Origin of the sequence: Clostridium perfringens ATCC 13124, from assembly GCF_000013285.1 — a bacterium.
GTDB classification, from domain to species: Bacteria; Bacillota; Clostridia; order Clostridiales; family Clostridiaceae; genus Sarcina; species Sarcina perfringens.
On the sequence record NC_008261.1, the window covers coordinates 2,373,080 to 2,394,551 of the forward strand.

A 21,472-nucleotide genomic window follows, 5' to 3' on the forward strand; every position below is an offset into this window, starting at 1 on the left:
CCCCTCTATACCAATTTTACATAATTCTCAAAGTTTAAATTGATTATATCATAAATATACCCATGCTTTTTTTAATAAATTGTATCTAAAAAAGAGCCCATCTAAAATTCTCTATAAGCGTAGTTTATTTAAATCTACTAATAAAAAATTTAGACGAACTCTTAATATTATTTTTTAAACTATTATTGATTTTGTACTTAACTTAAATTTATATAAATCAAAACCTAAGTTAAGTCATAATTTAATATTAAAAATTTATTTTAATATTACAACAGTAACTCCTGTTCCACCCTCTCCATACTCACCTAGTCTGTGAGATTTTACATGAGGATGTTTTTTTAGCATATCGTTTATAGCTTTTCTTAAAACACCAGTACCTTTTCCATGAACTAAAGTTACTTCTCCTCTTCCTGCAACATAAGCATCATCTAAATACTTATCTGCAGTGTAACAAGCTTCTTCTGAATCCATACCTCTTAAGTCTATTGATGGATCCACCTGTCTTAAATTTAATCTTGCTTCTCTCTTTTTAATTTTCTTTTCTTCTTTAGTTTCTTTGGCTACTCTTAAATCCTTAGCCTTAACATTTATTTTCATAATTCCAGCTTGAACTTGAACTTCCCCTTTATTGTCTGGCTTAGAAAGAACTATGACTTTTTGGTTTATTGAAGGTAATAAGGCTTCCATTCCAACCTCAATCTTTTTAAGTTCTTCTCCTTTTTGCTCTTCTTTTTTCTTTTGAAGTCTAGCCTCTGCATCACTTATTTTATCTCTAAGCTTTCCTCTTTCAGCCTCAAGCTTTCTTCTTGCATCACTAGAAATACCCATTCTTTCTAGGTCTCTCATATTTTTAAGAATAGCATCAGCTTCTTCCTTAGCTGAATCTAAAATTTGCTTTGCTTCTCTTCTAGCATCTGCATAAACATTATCTCTTACGCTTTCAATTCTTTCAAATTTCTCTTTATATCTATTCTTATATTTTTCTGCATCATTTCTTAATATAGCAGCTTCTCTAGCATCATTTTCTGCTTTTATACTCTTTTCTTGAAGTGATTGTATTAAATCTTCAAATTGAAGTGATTCAGTAGAAATAACCTTTTTAGCCTCTTCTATAACATTGTCTTTAAGACCTAATCTTCTTGAAATTTCAAAAGCATTTGATTTCCCTGGAACTCCTATTAAAAGTCTATAGGTTGGTCTTAAGGTTTCAACATTAAACTCAACAGAAGCATTCTCAACATTTTCAGTCTTTAATGCATATCCCTTTAATTCACTATAGTGAGTTGTAGACATTATTCTACATCCTCTTGCTCTTAAATTTTCTAATATTGAAATAGCAAGTGCAGCTCCCTCTGTAGGGTCTGTTCCAGCTCCAAGTTCGTCAAAAAGTACAAAACTTTTATTATTTGCCTTCTCCATTATTTTAACTATATTAGTCATATGAGAAGAGAAAGTTGATAAGCTTTGCTCTATACTTTGCTCATCTCCTATATCTGCAAATATCTCTTCAAAGAAGCTTATGCTTGAATTTTCACTTGCTGGTATTAAAAGTCCACTTAATCCCATAAGTTCAATAAGCCCTGTAGTCTTTAAGGTTACAGTTTTACCACCAGTATTTGGCCCTGTTATAAGTAATGTTGAAAATTCTCTTCCTAAATAAATATCAGAAGAAACAACTTTATCTTTAGGAATTAGTGGATGTCTCGCATCCATTAAATCTATTACTCCTTCTTCATTTACTATAGGCATTGTTCCACCTAAATCACTACCATATTTAGCCTTTGCAAATATAAAGTCTAATTCAACTATTATATTAAAATTAACTTTTATAACATCAATATTTTTATATACTAAGGCTGATAATTCTGCTAATATTCTCTCAATCTCAGCTCTTTCCTTTAGCATAAGCTCTTTTATTTCGTTATTTAAGTTTACTAAAGCCGTTGGTTCTATAAAAAGTGTAGCCCCTGTTGAACTTTGATCATGAACAAGCCCTGGAACTTGAGATTTATATTCAGCTTTTACAGGAATAACATATCTATCTCCTCTAACTGTGTATAAGGAATCTTGAAGATATTGAGCATTACTTCTTACTATGGAATTAACTTTATCTCTTATAGATGAATTCTTTTCTTTTAAGCTTCTTCTTATGCTATAAAGTTTATCACTTGCAGAATCTGCAATTTCATCTTCACTTACTATGGCCTTTGATATAGCACTTTCTACACCTCTAAGTACTATAAGCCCTTCTCTCATTCCTTCTAGTATTCTATGCTCTTCTTCCTCTTCTTTTCTAGCTAAAAAGTCAGAAAGTTTTCTTGTTACAGATAACATGTTTCCTATTCTAAGTAAGCCTTCTATACTTAAAACTCCACCTTTTTCAGCTCTTGTTATAGCTTCTTTAACATCATAAAGCCCTTCAAAAGGAGGATTTCCTTTTCTCATTAAAATATCTAAAGCTTCTTTTGTTTCTTCTAAATGTTCTTTTACATCATAAACAGAATCATATGGTTTAAGGTCTAAAACCATCTCTTTAGCTGATTTTGTAATGGCATATCCCTTAACCAATTCCTTAATTTTATTAAATTCTAAAACTCTTAAAACTCTATCGTTCATACTTTAATCCCCTTTACTCAACGCCTCTTTTAAAGTGACCTTTAGTATAATCCTTTAATCTTAAAGCTTCTTCCTTATTTAGAGCTTCAATAACCTGTCTAACCTCTTCATAATTTTCATCTACAAAGTCTAATCTAAAAGAATTTACTCCTAAAGATTTTATTTCATCAATTTCCTGAATTAAGTTAACAGGTACTGTATTGTATATGTGTGATCTACAGAATATATCAGTTCTTATAACAAAATCTTGATTCATTCTATCTCTTAAAGTAAATGTACTACTTACACATTGATTATCACAATTTTTTGAAGTACATTTTCCACCAAAGGTACTTCCTATTGGACAGTATTCACTAACCATAACCTCTGGTCTTCCATAAACAAAGATTTGAGCTCCCTTAGAATACTTCTTAAGCATTTTATTTAACTCTTTTTTATTTAATTCTAAACTTAAACAGCTTCCCATCATATGTTCATTATAAAACTTCATACCATAAGAATTAAATATATTAAGTTTATAATCACCTATAATATTTGTTTTATCCTTAAATCTATTTATTATTCCAGTATTAGCTGTAACTAAACCTTTTATTAAGTTAAGATTCTCTTCTATTATATTACTTATTGTTTCAAACTCTTCTTTTATTATTGTAGGTGCTTTTATATAAAGATTAATTCCTTCAACTTTGAATTCTTTTATAGCATTCTTATTAAGTTGCCCTTGATTTTTTCCAAAGATATCTAAAGCAATATTTTTGATTCCACAATCTATTGAAGCTCTTAATTGTTCCTTAGTATTTACAACAACTAAAACCTCTGGCATTTCACCATTCTTTTCATTAAGTTCTATATTATTTTGTTTTTCTATAACTCTTTTGTATTTTTTAATCTCAGAATTTCTTATCTCTTCTAAAACTTCTCTTCTTAAATTATTTATAGAAGAAACTGCTGCAAAACCATCTTCAAAAGTTACGTATTCTATTTCACTTATTTCATAAGGAATATCTCCAGATTTCTTTAAGTTCTTTTCAACTTTTTCCTTATCCATAGGTCTATTTACTGCAACTTGAACCATATCACCAGTCTTTGTAAAGTAATTTCCATTGTACTCCACAGTAAGTTCCATAGGTTCATTAACCTTAAATTTCATATAAGCCTTTAAGTTTATCTTTCTCTCATATGGATTTTCATAAGAGGTCTTTAATTCATTTAAAAGCTTAGTATCTGAAGTTTTATAAAGCTTATCATTAGCTTTATATTTTTTAGGGAATATTTTTACCTTATCCCCCTTTTTAGCTTCAGTAACCTCTCTATTTCCCATAAGTATTTTACTTACAGTAAATCCATCATCATTAGTTCTTATTCCATCTTTTAATGAAAGATCATCTAATAAAAGGACTTCTCCATTTTTTAGAACTTCTCCAAGTAAAACTCCTGTATTTCTTGGAGTTTTAAAAGCCATCATATCTTTCCCAACATTTTTATACATGTATGCTGTAGAAAAACCTTCTCTATTAAATAACTTTTTAAGTTTAAGCTTATTTCCCTCTTGAGACTTTTTAATATTTCTATAAGAATTATCTATAGCTTCTCTATAAGATTCTATAACTCCAGCAACATACTCAGGTCTCTTCATTCTTCCTTCAACCTTTAAAGAGCTAGTTCCTGTTTTTATCAAGTCCTCTACATTTTCAATAGTACAAATATCCTTAGGACTTAAAAGGAATCCTTTAGTCTCTTTCTTATCTTTTTCTCTAATTAGTGTATATGGAAGTCTACAACTTTGAGCACATCTTCCTCTATTACCACTTCTTCCTCCTATTAAGCTACTCATTAAACATTGTCCTGAATAGCAAACACATAAGGCTCCATGAACAAATATCTCAGTTTCTATTCCTAAGTCCTTTGAAATATATTTAATTTCATCTAAAGTAAGTTCTCTTGATAAAACAATTCTAAAAAATCCATTTTCTCTAAAGAAAAGTGCTCCTTCTCCATTATGTATGCTCATTTGAGTTGAAGCGTGTAATTCAAAATCTGGATATACCTCTCTTATTCTTTTAGCTAATCCTACATCTTGTATTATTAAAGCATCAACTCCTATTTTATATAAAACGCCTATGTAATCTACTGCTTCTTGAAACTCATTTTCCTTAATTAAAGTATTTACTGTAACATAAACCTTAACGCCATAAGTATGGGCATAATCCACAGCCTTTTCCATTGTTTCATTATCAAAGTTAGAAGCATAAGCTCTTGCTGAAAACTTGCTTCCTCCTAAATATATAGCATCAGCACCTCTGTTTATGGCAGCAATTAAACTTTCCATACTTCCTGCCGGTGCTAGTAACTCTATTCTTTCCATAAAATTCATCTCTCCTAAAATTCAACTAGGTCTTTCCTTAGTTAATTTACTCAATACTTTGTATTATACACAATTACACAGTACAATTCTACATTTCATTATTTCTCTTTTCATTTAAAAACTTATAAAACAAAAATTTATATATTAATAATTTATTTAATAAAATTTCCTCACTAAATTTATGTTAGATATTTGTTATTTTATTCATAGGTAAATTTAATGAAGAATCTTCATTCTACTATAGTATTTATTTTTACTTCTAAGTTAAATTCAAAAATATCCCTATGATAGTCTTAAATATAATAACTAAATAAACCTTAAAGCAATTTGCTTCCCTTAATATTTTTCTAAGTTATGATAAAATTAAATTATACTAATATTTATGCGGAGGTTACAAAATGCTTTATGATTGTCACATACATACAGAATTTTCAGCTGACTCTGAATTAAAAATTAAGGATATATTAGAGAAGGCTAAAAAAAATAATCTCGGAATAATAACTACAGAGCATTTAGATTATAATTTAAAAACTCACCCTCAATTTGCTGAACTTGATATTGAAGGTTATTTAAAGGAATACAGTAAATATAGAGGAGAAAATATGCAACAAGGTGTAGAACTTGGACTTGCAATGAACAATGTAGATGAAAACTTTGCCTTTTATGAAAAATACAAAGATAAATTTGATATGATAATAGGTTCTATTCATTCTATAAATGGTGTTACTCTTTCTAGATTTCTAAAACAAGATACTAGACCTAAAGAAGTTGTTTATGGTGAATATCTTGATAATATGCTTAAATGCATAGAATTTTATGATATTTTTGATACTTTAGGACATATAGATTATCCTTGTAGATACAGTACTTATAATGATAAGGAAATGACTCTTAAGGATTTTAAATCTAAATTCCAAGCTATTTTTAAAACACTAATAGCTAAAAATAAAGTTCTTGAACTTAATACTACTCGTTTAGATGATGAAACTTCCTTTAAAAACATGGTAGAAATCTATTCATACTATAGAGAACTTGGAGGTAAATATATAACCCTTGGTTCAGATTCTCACAAAATAGAGCATGTAGGTAGAAATTTCGAAAAACTTTATAAATTCTTAGAAGAGACAAAATTAACTCCTTGTTACTTCAAGGACAGAAAATTAATTCCATGTTCATATCCCCTATAAAAATAATTTTATTTTTTAATTGATATAAAAGTAAAATTTAAAATCAAAGTTAATTTTTCACTATATCTTTATATAAATAAGTAAGTTATATAAAGATACACAATTTTTAAGGAGTTTTTTATTTCCCAATTTAGTAATTAAAGCTTACTTTTAAATTAAGCTTATAAGAATTTTAAGATAGATTAAGTCTTATATACTACTTAATATAAATAATAAATTTATTTAAAACTATAAAAGACTGTAAGAAAATTTATTTTCACATAAATCTCTTACAGTCTCTAAATACACTTTTATTTTTTCTTTAAAAGAACATTATTTGATTTTTTTGAAGTGGCAAGCTTAACTTGAGAATCTAAATATTTTTGCTCTAAATCTAAAAGTTTATACTTAGCTGTTTGCCAGTTACGTCTTAACTCTTTATTATTCTCCATTAAAAGTTCTTTTTCTCTTTTTAACTTTTTAGCTTCCTCTTCTAAAATCTCCATTTCAGCCTTAACTTCTTCAGCTTCTTCCTTTAAGGCTTTCATTTCAACTTCCATATCCTCTGAAATCTTCTTACCTAAAGCATCTTTTTCTTCTAAAGCTAATTGAAGATTTTCTTCTAACTCTAAAATTTGCTTCTTTAAACCACTATTTTGATCTTTAATCCAAATTTTTTCTTTATTTAAAAGCTCTGAAGTTTCTTTAAGTTGTCCATTTTCTTTATTTAAACCTTCAAGTTTTTCTTCTATTTCTTTGCAATTAATCTTTAGATTTTCTCCTTCTAAAGTTAACTTTTCATTTTCTTCTCTTTGAGTCTTATTTCTTTCCTTTAAGCTATTAATCTCTTTATTTAATAGTTCTAAGTTTTTCTTAGCTTCAGTAACTATACTGCTTAAGCTATTATTTTTTTCCTTAAGATCTCTAAGCTCTTTTTCCACATTATTATTTTTACTTTTTAAATTATTAATCTCATTACTTAAGTTTTTCTCTTTATTTCTTGAGATTTCTATAGTTTTGTTTAACTCAGCATTATTTGATTTAACCTCTTTAAGTTCTTTACTTAATTTTTCAACTTCATGTGAGTTTTTATCCTTAGCTGATTTTAAACTATTATTTTCACTTTTTAATCTTTCAATTTCTTTCTTTAAATTAGCTATTTCCTCATTAGAATTATTCATTCTATTATTTGTATTCTTAAGCTCTTCTTTTAAATTAGAATTTTCACTATTTAGCTTATTAAATTTATTATTAAGTTCTTCTCTGCTTTTCTCAATCTCTTCTTTTTTATCTTTTAATTCATTAAAACTCTTTTCTAAGGCTTCTTTCTCTGAAGTAATCTTATCTAGTTTTTCCTTTAAAGAAACACTTTCTCCTTCTAGTTCTTTAAGATCTTCTATTTCTTTTTTGGACTTTTCTAATTCAGATTTTACTTTTTCATAATAATCTATAAGTTGATTATATTCATCGTTTCCTTTAAATAATTCATCAGCTATGTTTAATGCAGATAAAGATAAAACTCCAAGTGCACTTAATTTATTATTTTTTGTTGCCATCTCTTGTGTTTTTTCTTCTACGTATTCAGCTACTTTTTTTAAATATTCTCCGTCTTCATGGCCTTTTAAATTATATTCAACTCCATTTATTGTTACCGTAACAGTCGCCATACTTCCTTAAACACCTCTTACTTCCATAATAAAAAATATGTTATGTACATTTTAACATATACATAACATATTTAAAACTATTATTGCTCTCTTAATTGAGCTCCTAGCTTATATTCTAAAGCTCTTAGTATCTTATCATGAACTTTATTTATATCTTTATCTTTTAAAGTTTTGCTTGGATCTCTGTAAGCTATAGCATATGCAATACTCTTCTTACCTTCTGGTATTTGAGCACCTTTATAAACGTCAAATAATTCAACTTTTTCAACTACTTGACCACCAGCTTTTCTTATTGCATCTTCTATTTCTTGAACTAGAACTGCATCATCAACAAGTAAAGCTATATCTCTTGTTATTGCTGGATACTTAGGTAATGGTTTGTAAGCTTTCTCTGTTTTTGAGAAGTTATACATAGCATCTAAATCTAATTCAGCAACATAGCAAGGAACATCTACTCCGTAGTTTTCATTAACATCTGGGTGAATTTCTCCTAAAACACCTAGTGAAGTTCTACCTAATATTAACTCAGCAGTTTTTCCTGGGTGATAACTTGGATTTTCACTCATTCTCTTGAATGATGCGCTCTTAAGACCTAATGAATCTAATAAGTTTTCAACTATTCCTTTTAAATCAAAGTAATCGCATTGTCCATAAATACCAATTGTTAATATATTTCTTTCAGTTGGTAATTCATTTTCATCTGAATTTGGAATATAAGTTTTACCTATTTCAAATAATCTAACTATCTCATTGCTTCTTGAATAGTTTCTAGCTAAAGATTCCATCATTGAAGGAAGTGTTGAAGTTCTCATAACACTATAATCTTCTCCTAGTGGATTCTTTATTTTAACAACATTTCTAAGGCTACTATCTTCTGGTACACATATTTTATCAAATACTTTTGGACTTACAAATGAGTAACTTATAGATTGATTTAAGCCTGATGCTAACATTGTATCTATAACTTTTTCATCTAATAATTGTTTCTTGTCCTTAGCTTCTTTTTCTGTACTAGTTGATATTAAAGTAGCTGGAATATTATTATATCCATAGATTCTTGCAACTTCTTCTGCTACATCTTCTCTTATATCAACATCTATTCTAAATGTAGGTACTAATATTTCTAATGTATCTCCATTTATAGTAGTTTTTAAATCTAAGCTATCTAAACATCTCTTCATTTCTTCTGCTTCTAATGAAGTTCCTAAGAATTTGTTTATCCAGCTAACACTTACTTCTAAAGTCTTTTCTTCTTTAACATTATTGTAGACATCTATAGTGCCTTCCATAATCTCTCCACAGCCTAGTTCTTCAACTAAAGCACATGCTCTGTCTAAAGCTAAAGCTGCTAAGTTTGGATCTATGTCTTTTTCAAATCTTGATGAACTTTCAGTTCTTAATCCTAAATTTTTAGAATTAACTCTTATGTTAGTTCCATCAAAGTTAGCTGATTCAAATACAATCTCTGTTGTATCATCTTTAACACCTGAGTTTAATCCACCCATTATACCAGCTAAAGCAACTATCTCTTCTCCATCTTTTATGCAAAGAACATCTGAATTTAATTCTCTTTCTATTTCATCTAAAGTTACGAATTTATCTCCATCTTTAGCTCTCTCAACTACTATATTAGAAGATTTTAATTCTCTTCTATCAAAGGCATGCATTGGTTGACCAAGCTCTAACATAACAAAGTTAGTAATATCAACTATGTTATTTATAGGTCTAACCCCAGCATCTAATAATCTTTCTTGCATCCAAGTTGGTGATGGAGCTACCTTTACATTTTTAACTCCTCTAGCCATATATCTATTACAAAGCTTATCATTAACTGAAACTTTTATTTCATCATTTATGTTTTTATCACATTTAACTTCAAACTTAGTACTTGGCATTCTGTAAGTTTTTCTTGTTGTAGCTGCTGTTTCTCTAGCCATACCTAAAACACTTAAACAATCAGGTCTATTTGAAGTTATTTCAAAATCTAAAACTTGTTTATTAAGACCTAAATATTCTTTTATACAAACACCAATTGGAGCATCCTCTGGTAAAATCATAAGTCCAATAACTTCTTTTCCGTCAGCAATTCCTAATTCTTCTTCTGAACAGAACATTCCGTTTGAAACTTCTCCTCTTAATTTACCTTTTTTGATTTTGCTTCCATCTGCTAATATTGCACCATGTAAAGCTACTGGAACTTTATCATGTTCTTTCATATTATCTGCAGCTGTTACTATTTGAATCATTTCTGATCCTATGTTTACTTGACAAATTTTAAGCTTTTCAGCATCAGGATGTTGTTCTATTTTATCTATTTGACAAGTAACTATATTTTCTATTTCTGCACCAGCAGTTACGACCTCTTCTACTTTTGATCCTGATAAAGTTAAAGCATCGCCTAACTCTTCTGCTGTCATATCTATATCAACGTAATCTTTAAGCCAATTAAATGGTACTTTCATCTTTTTTACCTCCTATTTTAAAACTAGAATTGATTTAAGAATCTCATATCACTTTCGTATAATAATCTTATGTCATCTATTCCATACTTAAGCATAACCATTCTGTCTACACCAAAGCCGAAAGCAAATCCACTATAAACTTCTGGGTCTATTCCACAGTTTCTTAAAACTTGAGGGTGAACCATACCACAACCTAGTATTTCTATCCAACCTTCTCCCTTACATACTTTACATCCTTTTCCGTTACATACAAAGCATGTAGCATCCATTTCAGCTGATGGCTCAGTGAATGGGAAATGATGTGGTCTAAACTTAGTTTTTACTTTATCACCAAACATTTTTTTAGCAAATAACTCTAAAGTTCCCTTAAGATCTGCAAAAGTTATATCCTTATCTATAACTAGACCTTCCATTTGGTAGAATATTGGTGAATGCGTAGCATCAACAGCATCTGATCTAAATACCTTACCAGGTGAGATCATTTTTATTGGTGGTTGTTGTTTTTCCATTACTCTAGCTTGAACTGGAGAAGTTTGAGTTCTTAAAACTACATTATCATTTATGTAAAATGTATCTTGCTCACTTCTAGCTGGATGATTCTTAGGAATGTTTAAGGCTTCAAAGTTATAGTAATCTTTCTCAACCTCTGGACCATCTTCTATAGCAAATCCCATTGAAACAAATATTTTTTTCATTTCATCTAAAGTTTGCTCTAATGGATGTTTCTTTCCTATTGTTTGTTTTTTACCAGGCATTGAAATATCTATTACTTCATTTTTAAGCTTTTCTTGTTTTTCAGCTTCTTTAACAGCCTTTGTTACAGCCTCTAATTCAGCTTCTAAAACCTCTCTTACCTCATTAGCTAACTTACCAACTATTGGTCTCTCCTCTTTAGATAGAGATCCCATTCCTCTTAATATAGTTGTAAGTTCTCCCTTTTTACCAAGATATTTAACTCTTATTGTATCAATAGTAGTACTATCTTTAGCTTCTTTAATTTCTACTAAAGCTAATTCTTTAATTTGATTTAACTTATCTTGCATTTTCATTCTCCTTTCCTGATATATAATTAATATATTAGATTTTATCTTAAAGCTCTTAGAACCCTAATATCTATTTTTTAGTCATTATTTAATCTTAGATTTAATTTTAATAGTATATTTTCATTATTGACACATTTCAATTAAAATAAAATAAACCCCATCCCTCAAAAACAAGGGACGGGGTATTCATATCCGTGGTACCACCCTAATTAGTACTAAAAAAATTAGTACTCACTTAATTTCAAATAACGACTATGCCGCTAACTACTACTTTATATTTCACAGTTAGAACTCCAGAGTGAACTTCAATATAGGTTTCTAAAAATGCTTTCAGTCCATGGCATTTTTTCCCTGATAAGAAATTACTATATCTACTCTCTCTATCAATGTTTTTATCTATTCAATCAAAGTATATTATACATATAATAGTATTTATAATCAAGGCATTTATTATTTTTTCCTATTTAATAGAATTTTACTTATAAAAAAAATCAAGAGATTATATGAAAAGTTAATAATAAAACTTACAAATAGTATTAAAAGAATCTCTAGTAATTCTTAGAATATATTTGTAAGTTTTATTAAAAGTCTTTTTTATAAAACCTCTTGATTTATTTAAATGATTGTCTTATCTTTTCATATATCATTATAGAAGTAGCTACAGCTACATTTAAAGATTCAGCTTCACCAGGCATAGGAATTTTAACTTTTATGTCTGCAATATCATATACTTCATCACTGACACCATTTCCCTCATTACCAACAGCTATCATAACTTTTCCTTGAAGATTTTCTTCAAAGAAATTATTTTTTCCTTGAAGAGAACTTACTACAAGTTTATACCCTTCCTTCTTTAATGATTTTACAAAATCTAAAGAATTATCCTCAACAATTGGAATATAAAATATTGAACCCATTGTTGATCTTAGAGTCTTATCGTTATATATGTCAACAGTACCTTTAGTCATTACTATTCCTGCTGCACCTGCTGCATGAGCTGTTCTTATTATTGTTCCCATATTTCCTGGATCTTGAACCTTATCTACTAAAACAACTAGCTCTCCACTTTTTAATTCCTTGTTTTGCATATTTATAACACCAACAATTCCTTGTGGATTTTCCGTTGAACAAAGTTGTTTTAAAAGAGTTTCATTCATTTGTATAAGCTTTATATTTTCATTAATTTTTAAGAATAAGTCAGGATTTTTCTCCTTAAAACTTTCTGTAAAAATTATTGAATCTATTGATACTTTACTTTTTATAGCTTCCTCTACAAATCTTAAACCTTCAATAAGATACTTATTACTCTTTATTCTATGCTTTTTTTCTTTTAACTTTTTTATCTCTTTAAATAAGTTATTGTTTTTACTTTCGATTTCTAACAAAGCAAATAATCCTTTCTAGAAGATATTAATGTCTAAATATCTTTCCTTCTAATTTTGTTAAATCCTCTGCAGAACCTATAGCAACTACTATGTCATCCTTATTAATAACATCATCTGCATCTGGAGATATATTAACTTCATTGTTTCTCTTAATAGCCATTACGTTTATTCCGTATTTACTTCTTAAGCTTAATTCTTTCATAGACTTTCCATACCACTCTTTTGGACTTTCTATTTCAATTATAGAATAATCTGGAGATAATTCTATATAATCTAAGATGCTTGAAGAAACTAAGTTGTGAGCTACTCTAACTCCCATATCCTTCTCAGGTAAGATTACTCTGTCTGCTCCTATTTTATATAAAACTTTAGCATGTAAATCACTATTTCCCTTAGCAATTATATATTTTATTCCCATATCTTTTACAAGTAATGTTGCCATAACACTTGCTTGTATGTTAGCTCCTATTGTAACTACAGCCACATCAAAATTTCTTAATCCTAAAGTTCTTAAAGCATTTTCATCTGTTGCATCCATTTGAACTGCATGAGTTACACTATCTGATATTTCTTGAACTAAATCCTCATTAGAATCAATTGCTAAAACATCATGACCTAAAGCATATAAAGTTTTAGCTACTGATGATCCAAATCTTCCTAATCCTATAATAACGAATTGTTTACTTGACATAAGCCTTACACTCCTAACTTATTTATCCTATTAATATTTTATCTTCTGGGTATTTGTATGCACTTGGTTTCTTTCTATTAGCTAAAGCTAGAACAACAGTCATAGGGCCCACTCTTCCTAAATACATAGTTATTATTATTATTATTTTTCCTATTACTGAAAGATATGGAGTTAATCCAAGAGTTAATCCAACTGTAGCAAAAGCTGATGTAACTTCATATAGAATATATTCTAATGAAAATCCTGGTTCTGTTACTGCTAAAATTAATGTTCCAAGTACCACTATACCAAAACCTATAAATAAAACAGCAAAAGCCTTATACACTAATTCTTTTGAAATTCTCTTTTTAAATACTTCAGTATCTTCTCTTCCTCTTATTATAGAGATTAGAGTAAGTACTACTATACCAAAGGTAGCAGTTTTAATTCCCCCTGCTGTTGACCCTGGTGATCCACCTACAAACATTAATAATATAGTTAAGAATTTTCCAGCTAAAGTCATATCCGCAGTAGAAACAGAGTTAAATCCAGCAGTCCTTGTGGTTGCTGAAGCAAAGAATGCATTAGTTAATTTATCTCCAAAACTCATATACTTTAGAGTATTAGGATTATTATATTCAAATATGAACATAAGAATAGCTCCCCCAATTAAAAGGATAGCTGTTATCATTATTACAACTTTAGAGTGTAAAGATAATTTCTTATATCCCTTATAATTATATAATTCTGACCAAACAGTAAATCCTAAACCACCAATTACTATTAAGGCTGCAATTGTTAATATTACAGTTTTATTGTTAGCATATCCAACTAGATTATCTCCAAATAAATCAAACCCTGCATTACAAAAAGCTGATATAGAATGCCAAATACTATAGTATATTCCTTTTAAGAATCCAAACTTGGGTATAAATTGAGTAGATAATAATAGTGCACCTAACATTTCTACTGAAAATGTAAATGCTAAGATATATCTAATCATTCTAACTAACCCCTGTATTCCAAAGGTATTCATAGCTTCTTGTATAAGAAGTCTTTCCCTTAAGGTTATTTTTTTCTTAACCATTAAGGCAAATAAAGTTGTAAAGGACATGAATCCCAATCCACCTATTTGTATTAAGATTATTATGACAGTTTTCCCAAAATAGTTCCAATGTGCCGCTGTATTTAATGTTATAAGTCCCGTAACACATACAGCTGAAGTTGAAGTAAATAAACTATCTAAAAAAGGAGTAAACTCACCACTTTTAGATGATATTGGAAGACTTAATATTATAGCACCTAATAAAATAACCATAGAAAAACCTAAAGCTAAAATCTGAACGGCACTAAATTTTATCTTTTTTGTCAGTTTAATGTACATAATTAAACCCCCAACTTAAACTAATATTATATTTTTCCTTTAATTTTATTATATCTTATTTTTAATTTATATATGTAAAGTTGTCTTATTTTTAGAATTTAAAAGTAATTTTATTTAATTGTAATTGCAAATAAGTTTAATTTTATTCAGATAAAAGTCTGAATAAAATTAAACTTATAAAATATAAATAAAATATAAAAAAAATGCGAGATAAACTCGCATCTGATATTAAGCGTTTAAGTGCTTTTTAGCTAATTCAACTAAATCAGCAAATGCTTTTGGATCATTTATAGCTATCTCTGAAAGCATTTTTCTGTTTATATCAACACCAGCTAATTTCATTCCGTTCATGAATCTTGAATATGAAAGACCGTTCATTCTTGTAGCTGCGTTTATTCTAGCTATCCATAATCTTCTGTAGTCTCTCTTCTTTAATCTTCTTCCAACGTAAGCATTTCTTAATGCTCTTATTACTGATTCGTTAGCAGTTTTGAATAACTTGCTTTTTCCACCATAGTATCCTTTTGCAAGTTTTAAAACTTTTTTATGATTTTTACGAGCATTTACCGCTCTCTTAACTCTTGCCATTTTCTAGACCTCCTACTCCGTGTTTTATCTTATAGATATGGTAATAATTTCTTCATTGCTTTTTCTTGTGCAGTTGAAACATAACCAGTTTTTCTTAAATTTCTTTTTCTCTTAGCACTTTTCTTTGTTAAGATATGGCTAGTGAAAGCGTGAGCTCTCTTTAACTTTCCAGTTCCTGTTTTTTTGAATCTTTTTGCTGCACCTCTATGAGTTTTCATTTTTGGCATTGTAAGTATCCTCCTCTCAAGTTACGCTTTTTTAGGAGCTAAAATCATTATCATGTTTCTACCTTCTAATTTAGCAGGTTTTTCTACTGAACATACTTCCTCTAATTGAGCTAAGAAACTATCTAATATCTTAACACCAACATGTGAATGCTCAGCTTCTCTTCCTCTAAATCTTACAGTTATCTTGACTTTATCTCCAGCTTCTAAGAATTTTTTAGCATTCTTAGCTTTTATTTCTAAGTCATGCTTTTCTATAGTTGGGCTAACTCTTATCTCCTTAACACTGATAACCTTTTGCTTCTTTTTTGCTTCTTTTTCTTTTTTAGATTGCTCGTAAATAAATTTACCGTAATCCATTATTTTGCAAACTGGTGGTTTAGCATTTGGCGAAATCATAACTAAGTCTAACTCAGCCTCATCTGCCATTTTTTGTGCATCTCTTCCTGATACAACACCAAGTTGCTCTCCTGTGCTAGAAATTAATCTAACCTCTTTTTCTCTTATTTCTTGATTGATTGCAAAATTTTTACTAATCTTGTTCACCTCCGATAGAATTTAGCCAACACAAATATATAAATAAAAAAGGACGGTTTTAAGCCGTCCTCTATTACCAAAATCAAATGTAATAAAATTCATGACCAAACTAGCATTAATAGCTGTAAGGTGAGAAACGGCTGTTTCTTCTTGACATCAGTTATCTTATCATTATTCTTTTTTATTGTCAACACAATTCATCAATTTCTTTTAAATAAAATAATAGTTTTTATCTTTAAAACTTATAATTTTAAGATTTATTACAATAAATATTTTTAAGTTTAAAAACTTATTTTTTTAAAATATCATTGTAACTTCTATGAGTTTCTACTCTTTCACCAAAGACACTTTTTATAGTCTGAATAAATTCTTTATTAATGCAATATTCTTCATTATATATTTTTATTTTTTTTGGTGCATTGGTTATTAAACCACTAATAATAATATCTTCTATATTTATTATTCCCTCTTCAGCAATATCTGTAATTTCATTTAAAAAATCCTTAAAGATATCAAGTCCTTTAGAATCTTTAACTTCATAGGATCCATTTCTTTGAACTATTATATTTACTTCTTCTAATTTACAATCTTGTATATCTACAAAATACTTTAATAGTTTTATGAATTCATTATATTCTTTTTCAATCATATAATCTTCTACTACTTTATCTATAATACATTCTATATACTTTAACAAAGGTTTCATTCTAAAAGTTATAAAACCTTCTATGTTTATATAATCATTTTCTAATATAAATTCTTTTATATTCTCTATAATGTCATTTACCTTATTTAAACAATAAAAATCTTTATCAGAACAAATCTTTTGCTCTCCTTTTAATATTTTATTTATAGCTAAATCAATTTCTAATATTTCATCATGTTTTAAAAAGAAATAATTTTCATTTATATAATGAAGCATTTCTTTTTCTCTATAGTGTTCTATTATAACATTATAGATAACATTACTTATATATAACATTATGGTCTCTCTTATCTTTTCATCAAAGTCACTATTTCCATAGTATATTTTAACGAAGTGAGTTCCACATGAGATACTTTCTGACACACCAATTATAATTCCTTTGCTCTTTAAAACACTTTTTATACTCTGTATGTCCTCTATTAATTTTTTTTCCTCCTCACAACATAATGTCATTAGAAGCATTTTTCTCACTCCTTTCTTTACTTTTAGTATGTATTAATTCACATGTAATATTCAAAAATATAAATTCATTAATCGACAATTTCTTTAATTTTTTAGTAAAATGAAATTATAAAATTTTGAATGAGGAGATTATTATGAGAACTTGTTTTGTTGATTATAGAATTTCACAATTAGAAGAAAAAAAACTAAAGGATTTAAATCTTAATATAATTAAGGTACCAAAACATCCTAAACTATATGATGCTATAGACGGTCATCCAGATATACAAATAAATATACTTAATGAAAATACTCTTTTATTAGCTAAAGATTCCTCTGAAGAATTATTTAACTCTGTTCCAAAGGATTTAAATATTATAAAAAGCTCTTATAACTTAGAAGATAAATATCCTGGAAATGTAATTTTAAATGCTGTAAACTTAAAAAATGATTTTATACATAATCTAAAATTTACTGATCCTAAGCTAATTGAATCAGTAAAGGAAAAAAACTTAATAAACATAAAGCAAGGATATTCTAAGTGTTCTATTGCTGTAGTTTCTGAAAAAGCCTTAATAACTTCTGATAAAGGAATTTATAAAGCCCTAAAACCTCATGGCTTTGATATATTATTAATTCCTAGTGGTGATATTTCTCTTCCTGGTTTAGATTATGGATTTATAGGTGGAACCTGCGGATTAATTTCAAAAAATCAAATGGCTTTCTTTGGCAACTTAGAAAATCATTCCTATGGAAATGATATTAAAAACTTTTTATTAAAATATGATGTTGAACCAATTTATCTTTCTAATGGTAAATTAATAGATAGAGGTAGTATATTAACTATTTAACAATCACTATATTTTACTCAATATAGTAATAAATGTTGATAAAATAGCATATAAATATTATTTTTTATATTTATCACCTTTATTGTTACAACTTAAATATATATTTTTCAGATAATAAGTGGATAAATTTAATATTTACTGAATTATTATTTAATTTAATTCATACTTTTCCATTCCCATTGATTATACATTTAATAATATAGTAAAATAAGACCAAGTGGTAATTACAACTATGTATTAAGAGGGGGAAAAGTATGTTTTATTTAGGTATTGATGCAGGTGGAACAAAAACATCATTTATGCTTATAAACCATTTAGGAGAGGTTTTATCAACTTATACTAGTGGTACATGTCATATACATCAAGTAGGTTTTGATGGTTTTAGAAAAGGTATTCAAGAAGGTATTGATAAGATTTGTAATGAAATTAATATATGCAGAGATGATCTTAGTTACTCATTTTTAGGTTTACCTGCTTATGGTGAGAATGAAAGTGAAAAATTAAAAATGAACTCTATAATAGCTGAAATCTTAGGAGAAAATAAATTTTCTTGTGGAAACGATGTAGAAGTTGCCTTAGCTGGCTCCTTAGCTGGTCAACCAGGAATATGTATAATTCTAGGAACAGGAGCAATTGCCTCTGGTATAACTAATGATTTAAAAACAGCAAGAACTAGTGGATGGGGATATATATGTGGTGATGAAGGTTCTGGATATTGGATTGCTAAAAAAGGGGTTGAAATCTTTGGAAAACAATCTGATCATAGATTAGAAAGAACTGCCCTTTATGATATATTTAAAAATGAATTAAAACTAGAAAATGATTTTGATTTAATATTCCTCATAAAGGATGAATATAAACAAGATAGAACTAAAGTTGCAAATCTTGCAATGTTAGTTTACAAAGCTGCTCTTAAAGGAGATAAATATGCTTTAGATATATATAGACAAGCTGCTAAAGAATGTCTTCTAATGGTAAATGGATTAACTAATCAACTTGAATTTACAGGAGTATTAAATATCTCTTACTCTGGTAGTGTATTTAACTCAAAAGAATTTATCTTAGACCCACTAAGAAATTATCTTCAGGATAATTATACTGCTTTTAATCTAACAGCACCTATACTTCCACCAATTAAAGGCGCTGCATTAAATGCCTTAAAACTTCACAAAGGAGAAATTCCAGAAGGTGTAGTTCATAACTTAGCTAAAGAACCAAAAGAAATTTTAGTATAATAATATATTTTAAAAGGAGCATTATGAAAATAACTCACTAATAAAGTTTATAAATAGTATGAAGAAAAACTCTTAACACATTTATAAATTTTATCTTGAAATTTCATAAAGCTCCTTTAATTTATTTATAATCTACATAAAGCTTAAAACCAATGCAGTTTTTATTGATACATTATTTTCTTTAACAAAGTTTTTAGCCTCTTTTATAGGCACTTTAATAACTTCTATTTCTTCATTTTCTTCTAAATTTTCTATTGAAATAGTTCCATAAACCTTCATTTTAACCACAGCTACAGATTCATCAGACATACCTACTGACGTATAGCTAGGCTTTATTAAATATTCACTTTCACTAGCTAAAAGTCCAGTTTCTTCAAAAAGCTCTCTTGTAGCAGCCTTTATTGCATCTTCTCCATTGTCTATAAGTCCAGCTGGGAATTCATATATATAATCATTTATAGCAGGTCTAAATTGCTTTAACAGAACAAACTCATCATTTTCTGTTATTGGAATTATCATAACACCATCTGCCTTATCATGTTTATTTACAACACAGCTTAAATCTTTTTCTGTTCTTCTACTTGCTATAAAGTATTCCTTAGAATTTCCAACCTTATTCTCAATATCTAATTTATATAAGTTTAAAAACTTGCAATCAGTTAATTTTTTTATATCCTTTATTTTCATATTAATACTCCCCTCATATTTTCACTTTTAATTAAGTTTTAAATTAATTAAAATTTAATTACAACTTTATTTTAAATAGTATATTTTAATTTTACACATAAAAAGGATAAATATAAAGTTTCCTTTATATCTATCCTAAAAATCTAATTAATTTCTCTTTAAACTTAAGATTCATTTTTTAAAGTATTATTTTCCTCATCTTTATTAAAAATTATTTTATCTTCTTTACTAATTTTCATAATTATATTTCCACTTGAAAATCTTATATTAAATTCACTTTTTAGTGGATTAATAAAATTCTCTTCCCAAAACCATATATACTTCCTAATAGTACTTCTTATTGTATTATATAATTCTAACTTTGCCATCTCATTATTTTTTAAAGAAACACTTTCTTTATTTTTTTCTACATTTTGGTCCCCTACTAAAAATTCTATATAAATCAATTCATTTTTACTTTTTATATAAAAACCGTCACTATTACAATCTATAAAAGTAACTTTATCATCCATTAACCTTATAGTATTTTTTATCAATTCCCTTAACCTCATCTTCTCTAGATCAATCCTACTTTCAAAGGAACTTATTCTTAAACTTAAATATGGAGTTACCTTCCATCCCCTATTTATCTTTGATTTATTTTTATTATTTTCTTTATTATCCCTTAGAATTAAATAAGTTAAACATAAAGATAAAACAATTATAATAGCTAAAAACATCTTTACTCCCCCTACTAAGTTTATTTATATATTATATCTATTTAAAATATAATTAATACATTATGTATCCTAATTTTCAATATATTTACAAAAAAGCATTTTTAATGTTAAATTAATTATTTGTACTAATAAATTCTCAAAATATTAATGTACTTTTCTTATGATATAAAACATATTATATTGTAAGTTGTAATTTAATATATTATATGCTTTTTAAGGCACTTTATTGATACTTTATTCCATGATTTGTAAACCTTTACTATTAGTTTATAATTTTATCTGTAGGGGGTATTTTTATTATGAAAAAAGTTGTGAAACTACAAAAAGAAATTACTAATGACTTGGGAGATAAAGAAAAGTTAGATCTGCTAATAGCTATTGATAATGTAAGGTTAATTCAATATACTTGTCCTTCTAATGAATTTTTTTCAGTATCTCATAAGGATTTAATTGTATATAAAGAGAATAATACTCTTAAGATTTCTGAAAAACCTATAAATAAAGATGTAATTGCCGTTTTAACTTGGTTTAAATATAAAGACACTCAAATAATCAAACTTTTCATAAAGGATTCTTCTATAGCTAATGAAGAACTCTACCATATTACATTAAGAAAAGTATTTAAGGAAATTAAATTCTCTAACTTTGGTGAAAAGCTAATAAAATCTTTAATTTAAAAAGACTCTATTTTTAAAATAATATTTATATCTATATATTAATAAATCA

Annotated in this window: 18 protein-coding genes and 2 other annotated features; of the genes, 4 read left to right on the plus strand and 14 right to left on the minus strand. The window is 27.7% G+C overall.

The features are described from left to right. Positions 1-255: 255 nt before the first annotated feature. Positions 256-2,616 (minus strand): endonuclease MutS2, encoded by a 2,361-nt coding sequence (locus CPF_RS10385; protein ID WP_011590980.1) that lies wholly within the window; start codon positions 2,614-2,616, stop codon positions 256-258. A gap of 13 nt (positions 2,617-2,629) precedes the next feature. Further along, the gene (locus CPF_RS10390; protein WP_003469841.1) at positions 2,630-4,981 is read right to left on the minus strand and encodes a U32 family peptidase; all 2,352 of its coding nucleotides are present in this window, start codon (positions 4,979-4,981) and stop codon (positions 2,630-2,632) included. Positions 4,982-5,379: 398 nt separating this feature from the next. Between CPF_RS10390 and CPF_RS10395 the strand changes: the two genes are divergently transcribed. Then, positions 5,380-6,168, plus strand: coding sequence for a histidinol phosphate phosphatase (locus tag CPF_RS10395; protein ID WP_003469844.1), 789 nt, complete (start codon positions 5,380-5,382; stop codon positions 6,166-6,168). Between the two features lie 290 nt (positions 6,169-6,458). Here the strand turns inward: CPF_RS10395 and CPF_RS10400 are convergent, their stop codons facing one another. From CPF_RS10400 to ytxC, 10 genes are all read right to left on the minus strand, one after another. Further along, complete coding sequence (locus CPF_RS10400; protein WP_011590981.1) at positions 6,459-7,814, minus strand: cell division protein ZapA; 1,356 nt, start codon at positions 7,812-7,814, stop codon at positions 6,459-6,461. A gap of 80 nt (positions 7,815-7,894) precedes the next feature. After that, entirely contained in the window at positions 7,895-10,276 is a 2,382-nt protein-coding gene (gene pheT / locus CPF_RS10405) for a phenylalanine--tRNA ligase subunit beta (RefSeq protein WP_011590982.1), read from the minus strand. Between the two features lie 23 nt (positions 10,277-10,299). Further along, on the minus strand, positions 10,300-11,319 hold the full coding sequence (pheS, locus tag CPF_RS10410) for a phenylalanine--tRNA ligase subunit alpha (protein WP_003451091.1): 1,020 nt from the start codon (positions 11,317-11,319) through the stop codon (positions 10,300-10,302). Positions 11,320-11,489: 170 nt separating this feature from the next. Then, positions 11,490-11,715: a binding site (T-box leader), on the minus strand. 215 nt (positions 11,716-11,930) lie between these two features. Beyond that, positions 11,931-12,704, minus strand: a complete 774-nt coding sequence (locus tag CPF_RS10415; protein ID WP_011590983.1) for a TrmH family RNA methyltransferase — start codon at positions 12,702-12,704, stop codon at positions 11,931-11,933. 25 nt (positions 12,705-12,729) lie between these two features. Next, positions 12,730-13,395 (minus strand): potassium channel family protein, encoded by a 666-nt coding sequence (locus tag CPF_RS10420; RefSeq protein WP_003451483.1) that lies wholly within the window; start codon positions 13,393-13,395, stop codon positions 12,730-12,732. Positions 13,396-13,417: 22 nt separating this feature from the next. Beyond that, positions 13,418-14,758 (minus strand): TrkH family potassium uptake protein, encoded by a 1,341-nt coding sequence (locus tag CPF_RS10425; RefSeq protein ID WP_003451277.1) that lies wholly within the window; start codon positions 14,756-14,758, stop codon positions 13,418-13,420. Between the two features lie 228 nt (positions 14,759-14,986). After that, positions 14,987-15,346 (minus strand): 50S ribosomal protein L20, encoded by a 360-nt coding sequence (gene rplT / locus CPF_RS10430; RefSeq protein ID WP_003451332.1) that lies wholly within the window; start codon positions 15,344-15,346, stop codon positions 14,987-14,989. A 29-nt stretch (positions 15,347-15,375) separates the two neighbouring features. Beyond that, the gene (gene rpmI / locus CPF_RS10435; protein ID WP_003451643.1) at positions 15,376-15,573 is read right to left on the minus strand and encodes a 50S ribosomal protein L35; all 198 of its coding nucleotides are present in this window, start codon (positions 15,571-15,573) and stop codon (positions 15,376-15,378) included. A gap of 21 nt (positions 15,574-15,594) precedes the next feature. Continuing rightward, positions 15,595-16,116: a translation initiation factor IF-3 gene (gene infC / locus CPF_RS10440; RefSeq protein WP_011590984.1), complete on the minus strand. Its 522-nt coding sequence runs from the start codon at positions 16,114-16,116 to the stop codon at positions 15,595-15,597. 29 nt (positions 16,117-16,145) lie between these two features. Then, positions 16,146-16,265, minus strand: a sequence feature (ribosomal protein L20 leader region). A 131-nt stretch (positions 16,266-16,396) separates the two neighbouring features. Continuing rightward, entirely contained in the window at positions 16,397-17,275 is an 879-nt protein-coding gene (gene ytxC, locus CPF_RS10445; protein ID WP_011590985.1) for a putative sporulation protein YtxC, read from the minus strand. Positions 17,276-17,409: 134 nt separating this feature from the next. Between ytxC and CPF_RS10450 the strand changes: the two genes are divergently transcribed. Next, entirely contained in the window at positions 17,410-18,105 is a 696-nt protein-coding gene (locus tag CPF_RS10450; RefSeq protein WP_011590986.1) for a DUF6873 family GME fold protein, read from the plus strand. A gap of 254 nt (positions 18,106-18,359) precedes the next feature. Beyond that, positions 18,360-19,340 carry an N-acetylglucosamine kinase gene (locus tag CPF_RS10455; protein WP_011590987.1) on the plus strand — a complete coding sequence of 327 codons (981 nt, stop codon included), beginning with the start codon at positions 18,360-18,362 and terminating at the stop codon, positions 19,338-19,340. 132 nt (positions 19,341-19,472) lie between these two features. On the opposite strand, the gene CPF_RS10460 is transcribed toward CPF_RS10455, so the two are convergent. Both CPF_RS10460 and CPF_RS10465 read right to left on the minus strand, forming a co-directional pair. Then, on the minus strand, positions 19,473-20,027 hold the full coding sequence (locus CPF_RS10460; protein ID WP_011590988.1) for an NUDIX hydrolase: 555 nt from the start codon (positions 20,025-20,027) through the stop codon (positions 19,473-19,475). Between the two features lie 164 nt (positions 20,028-20,191). Beyond that, positions 20,192-20,746, minus strand: coding sequence for a hypothetical protein (locus CPF_RS10465; protein ID WP_003451404.1), 555 nt, complete (start codon positions 20,744-20,746; stop codon positions 20,192-20,194). Positions 20,747-21,045: 299 nt separating this feature from the next. Between CPF_RS10465 and CPF_RS10470 the strand changes: the two genes are divergently transcribed. Further along, positions 21,046-21,423 (plus strand): hypothetical protein, encoded by a 378-nt coding sequence (locus tag CPF_RS10470; RefSeq protein WP_003455018.1) that lies wholly within the window; start codon positions 21,046-21,048, stop codon positions 21,421-21,423. The last annotated feature ends 49 nt before the right edge of the window (positions 21,424-21,472 follow it).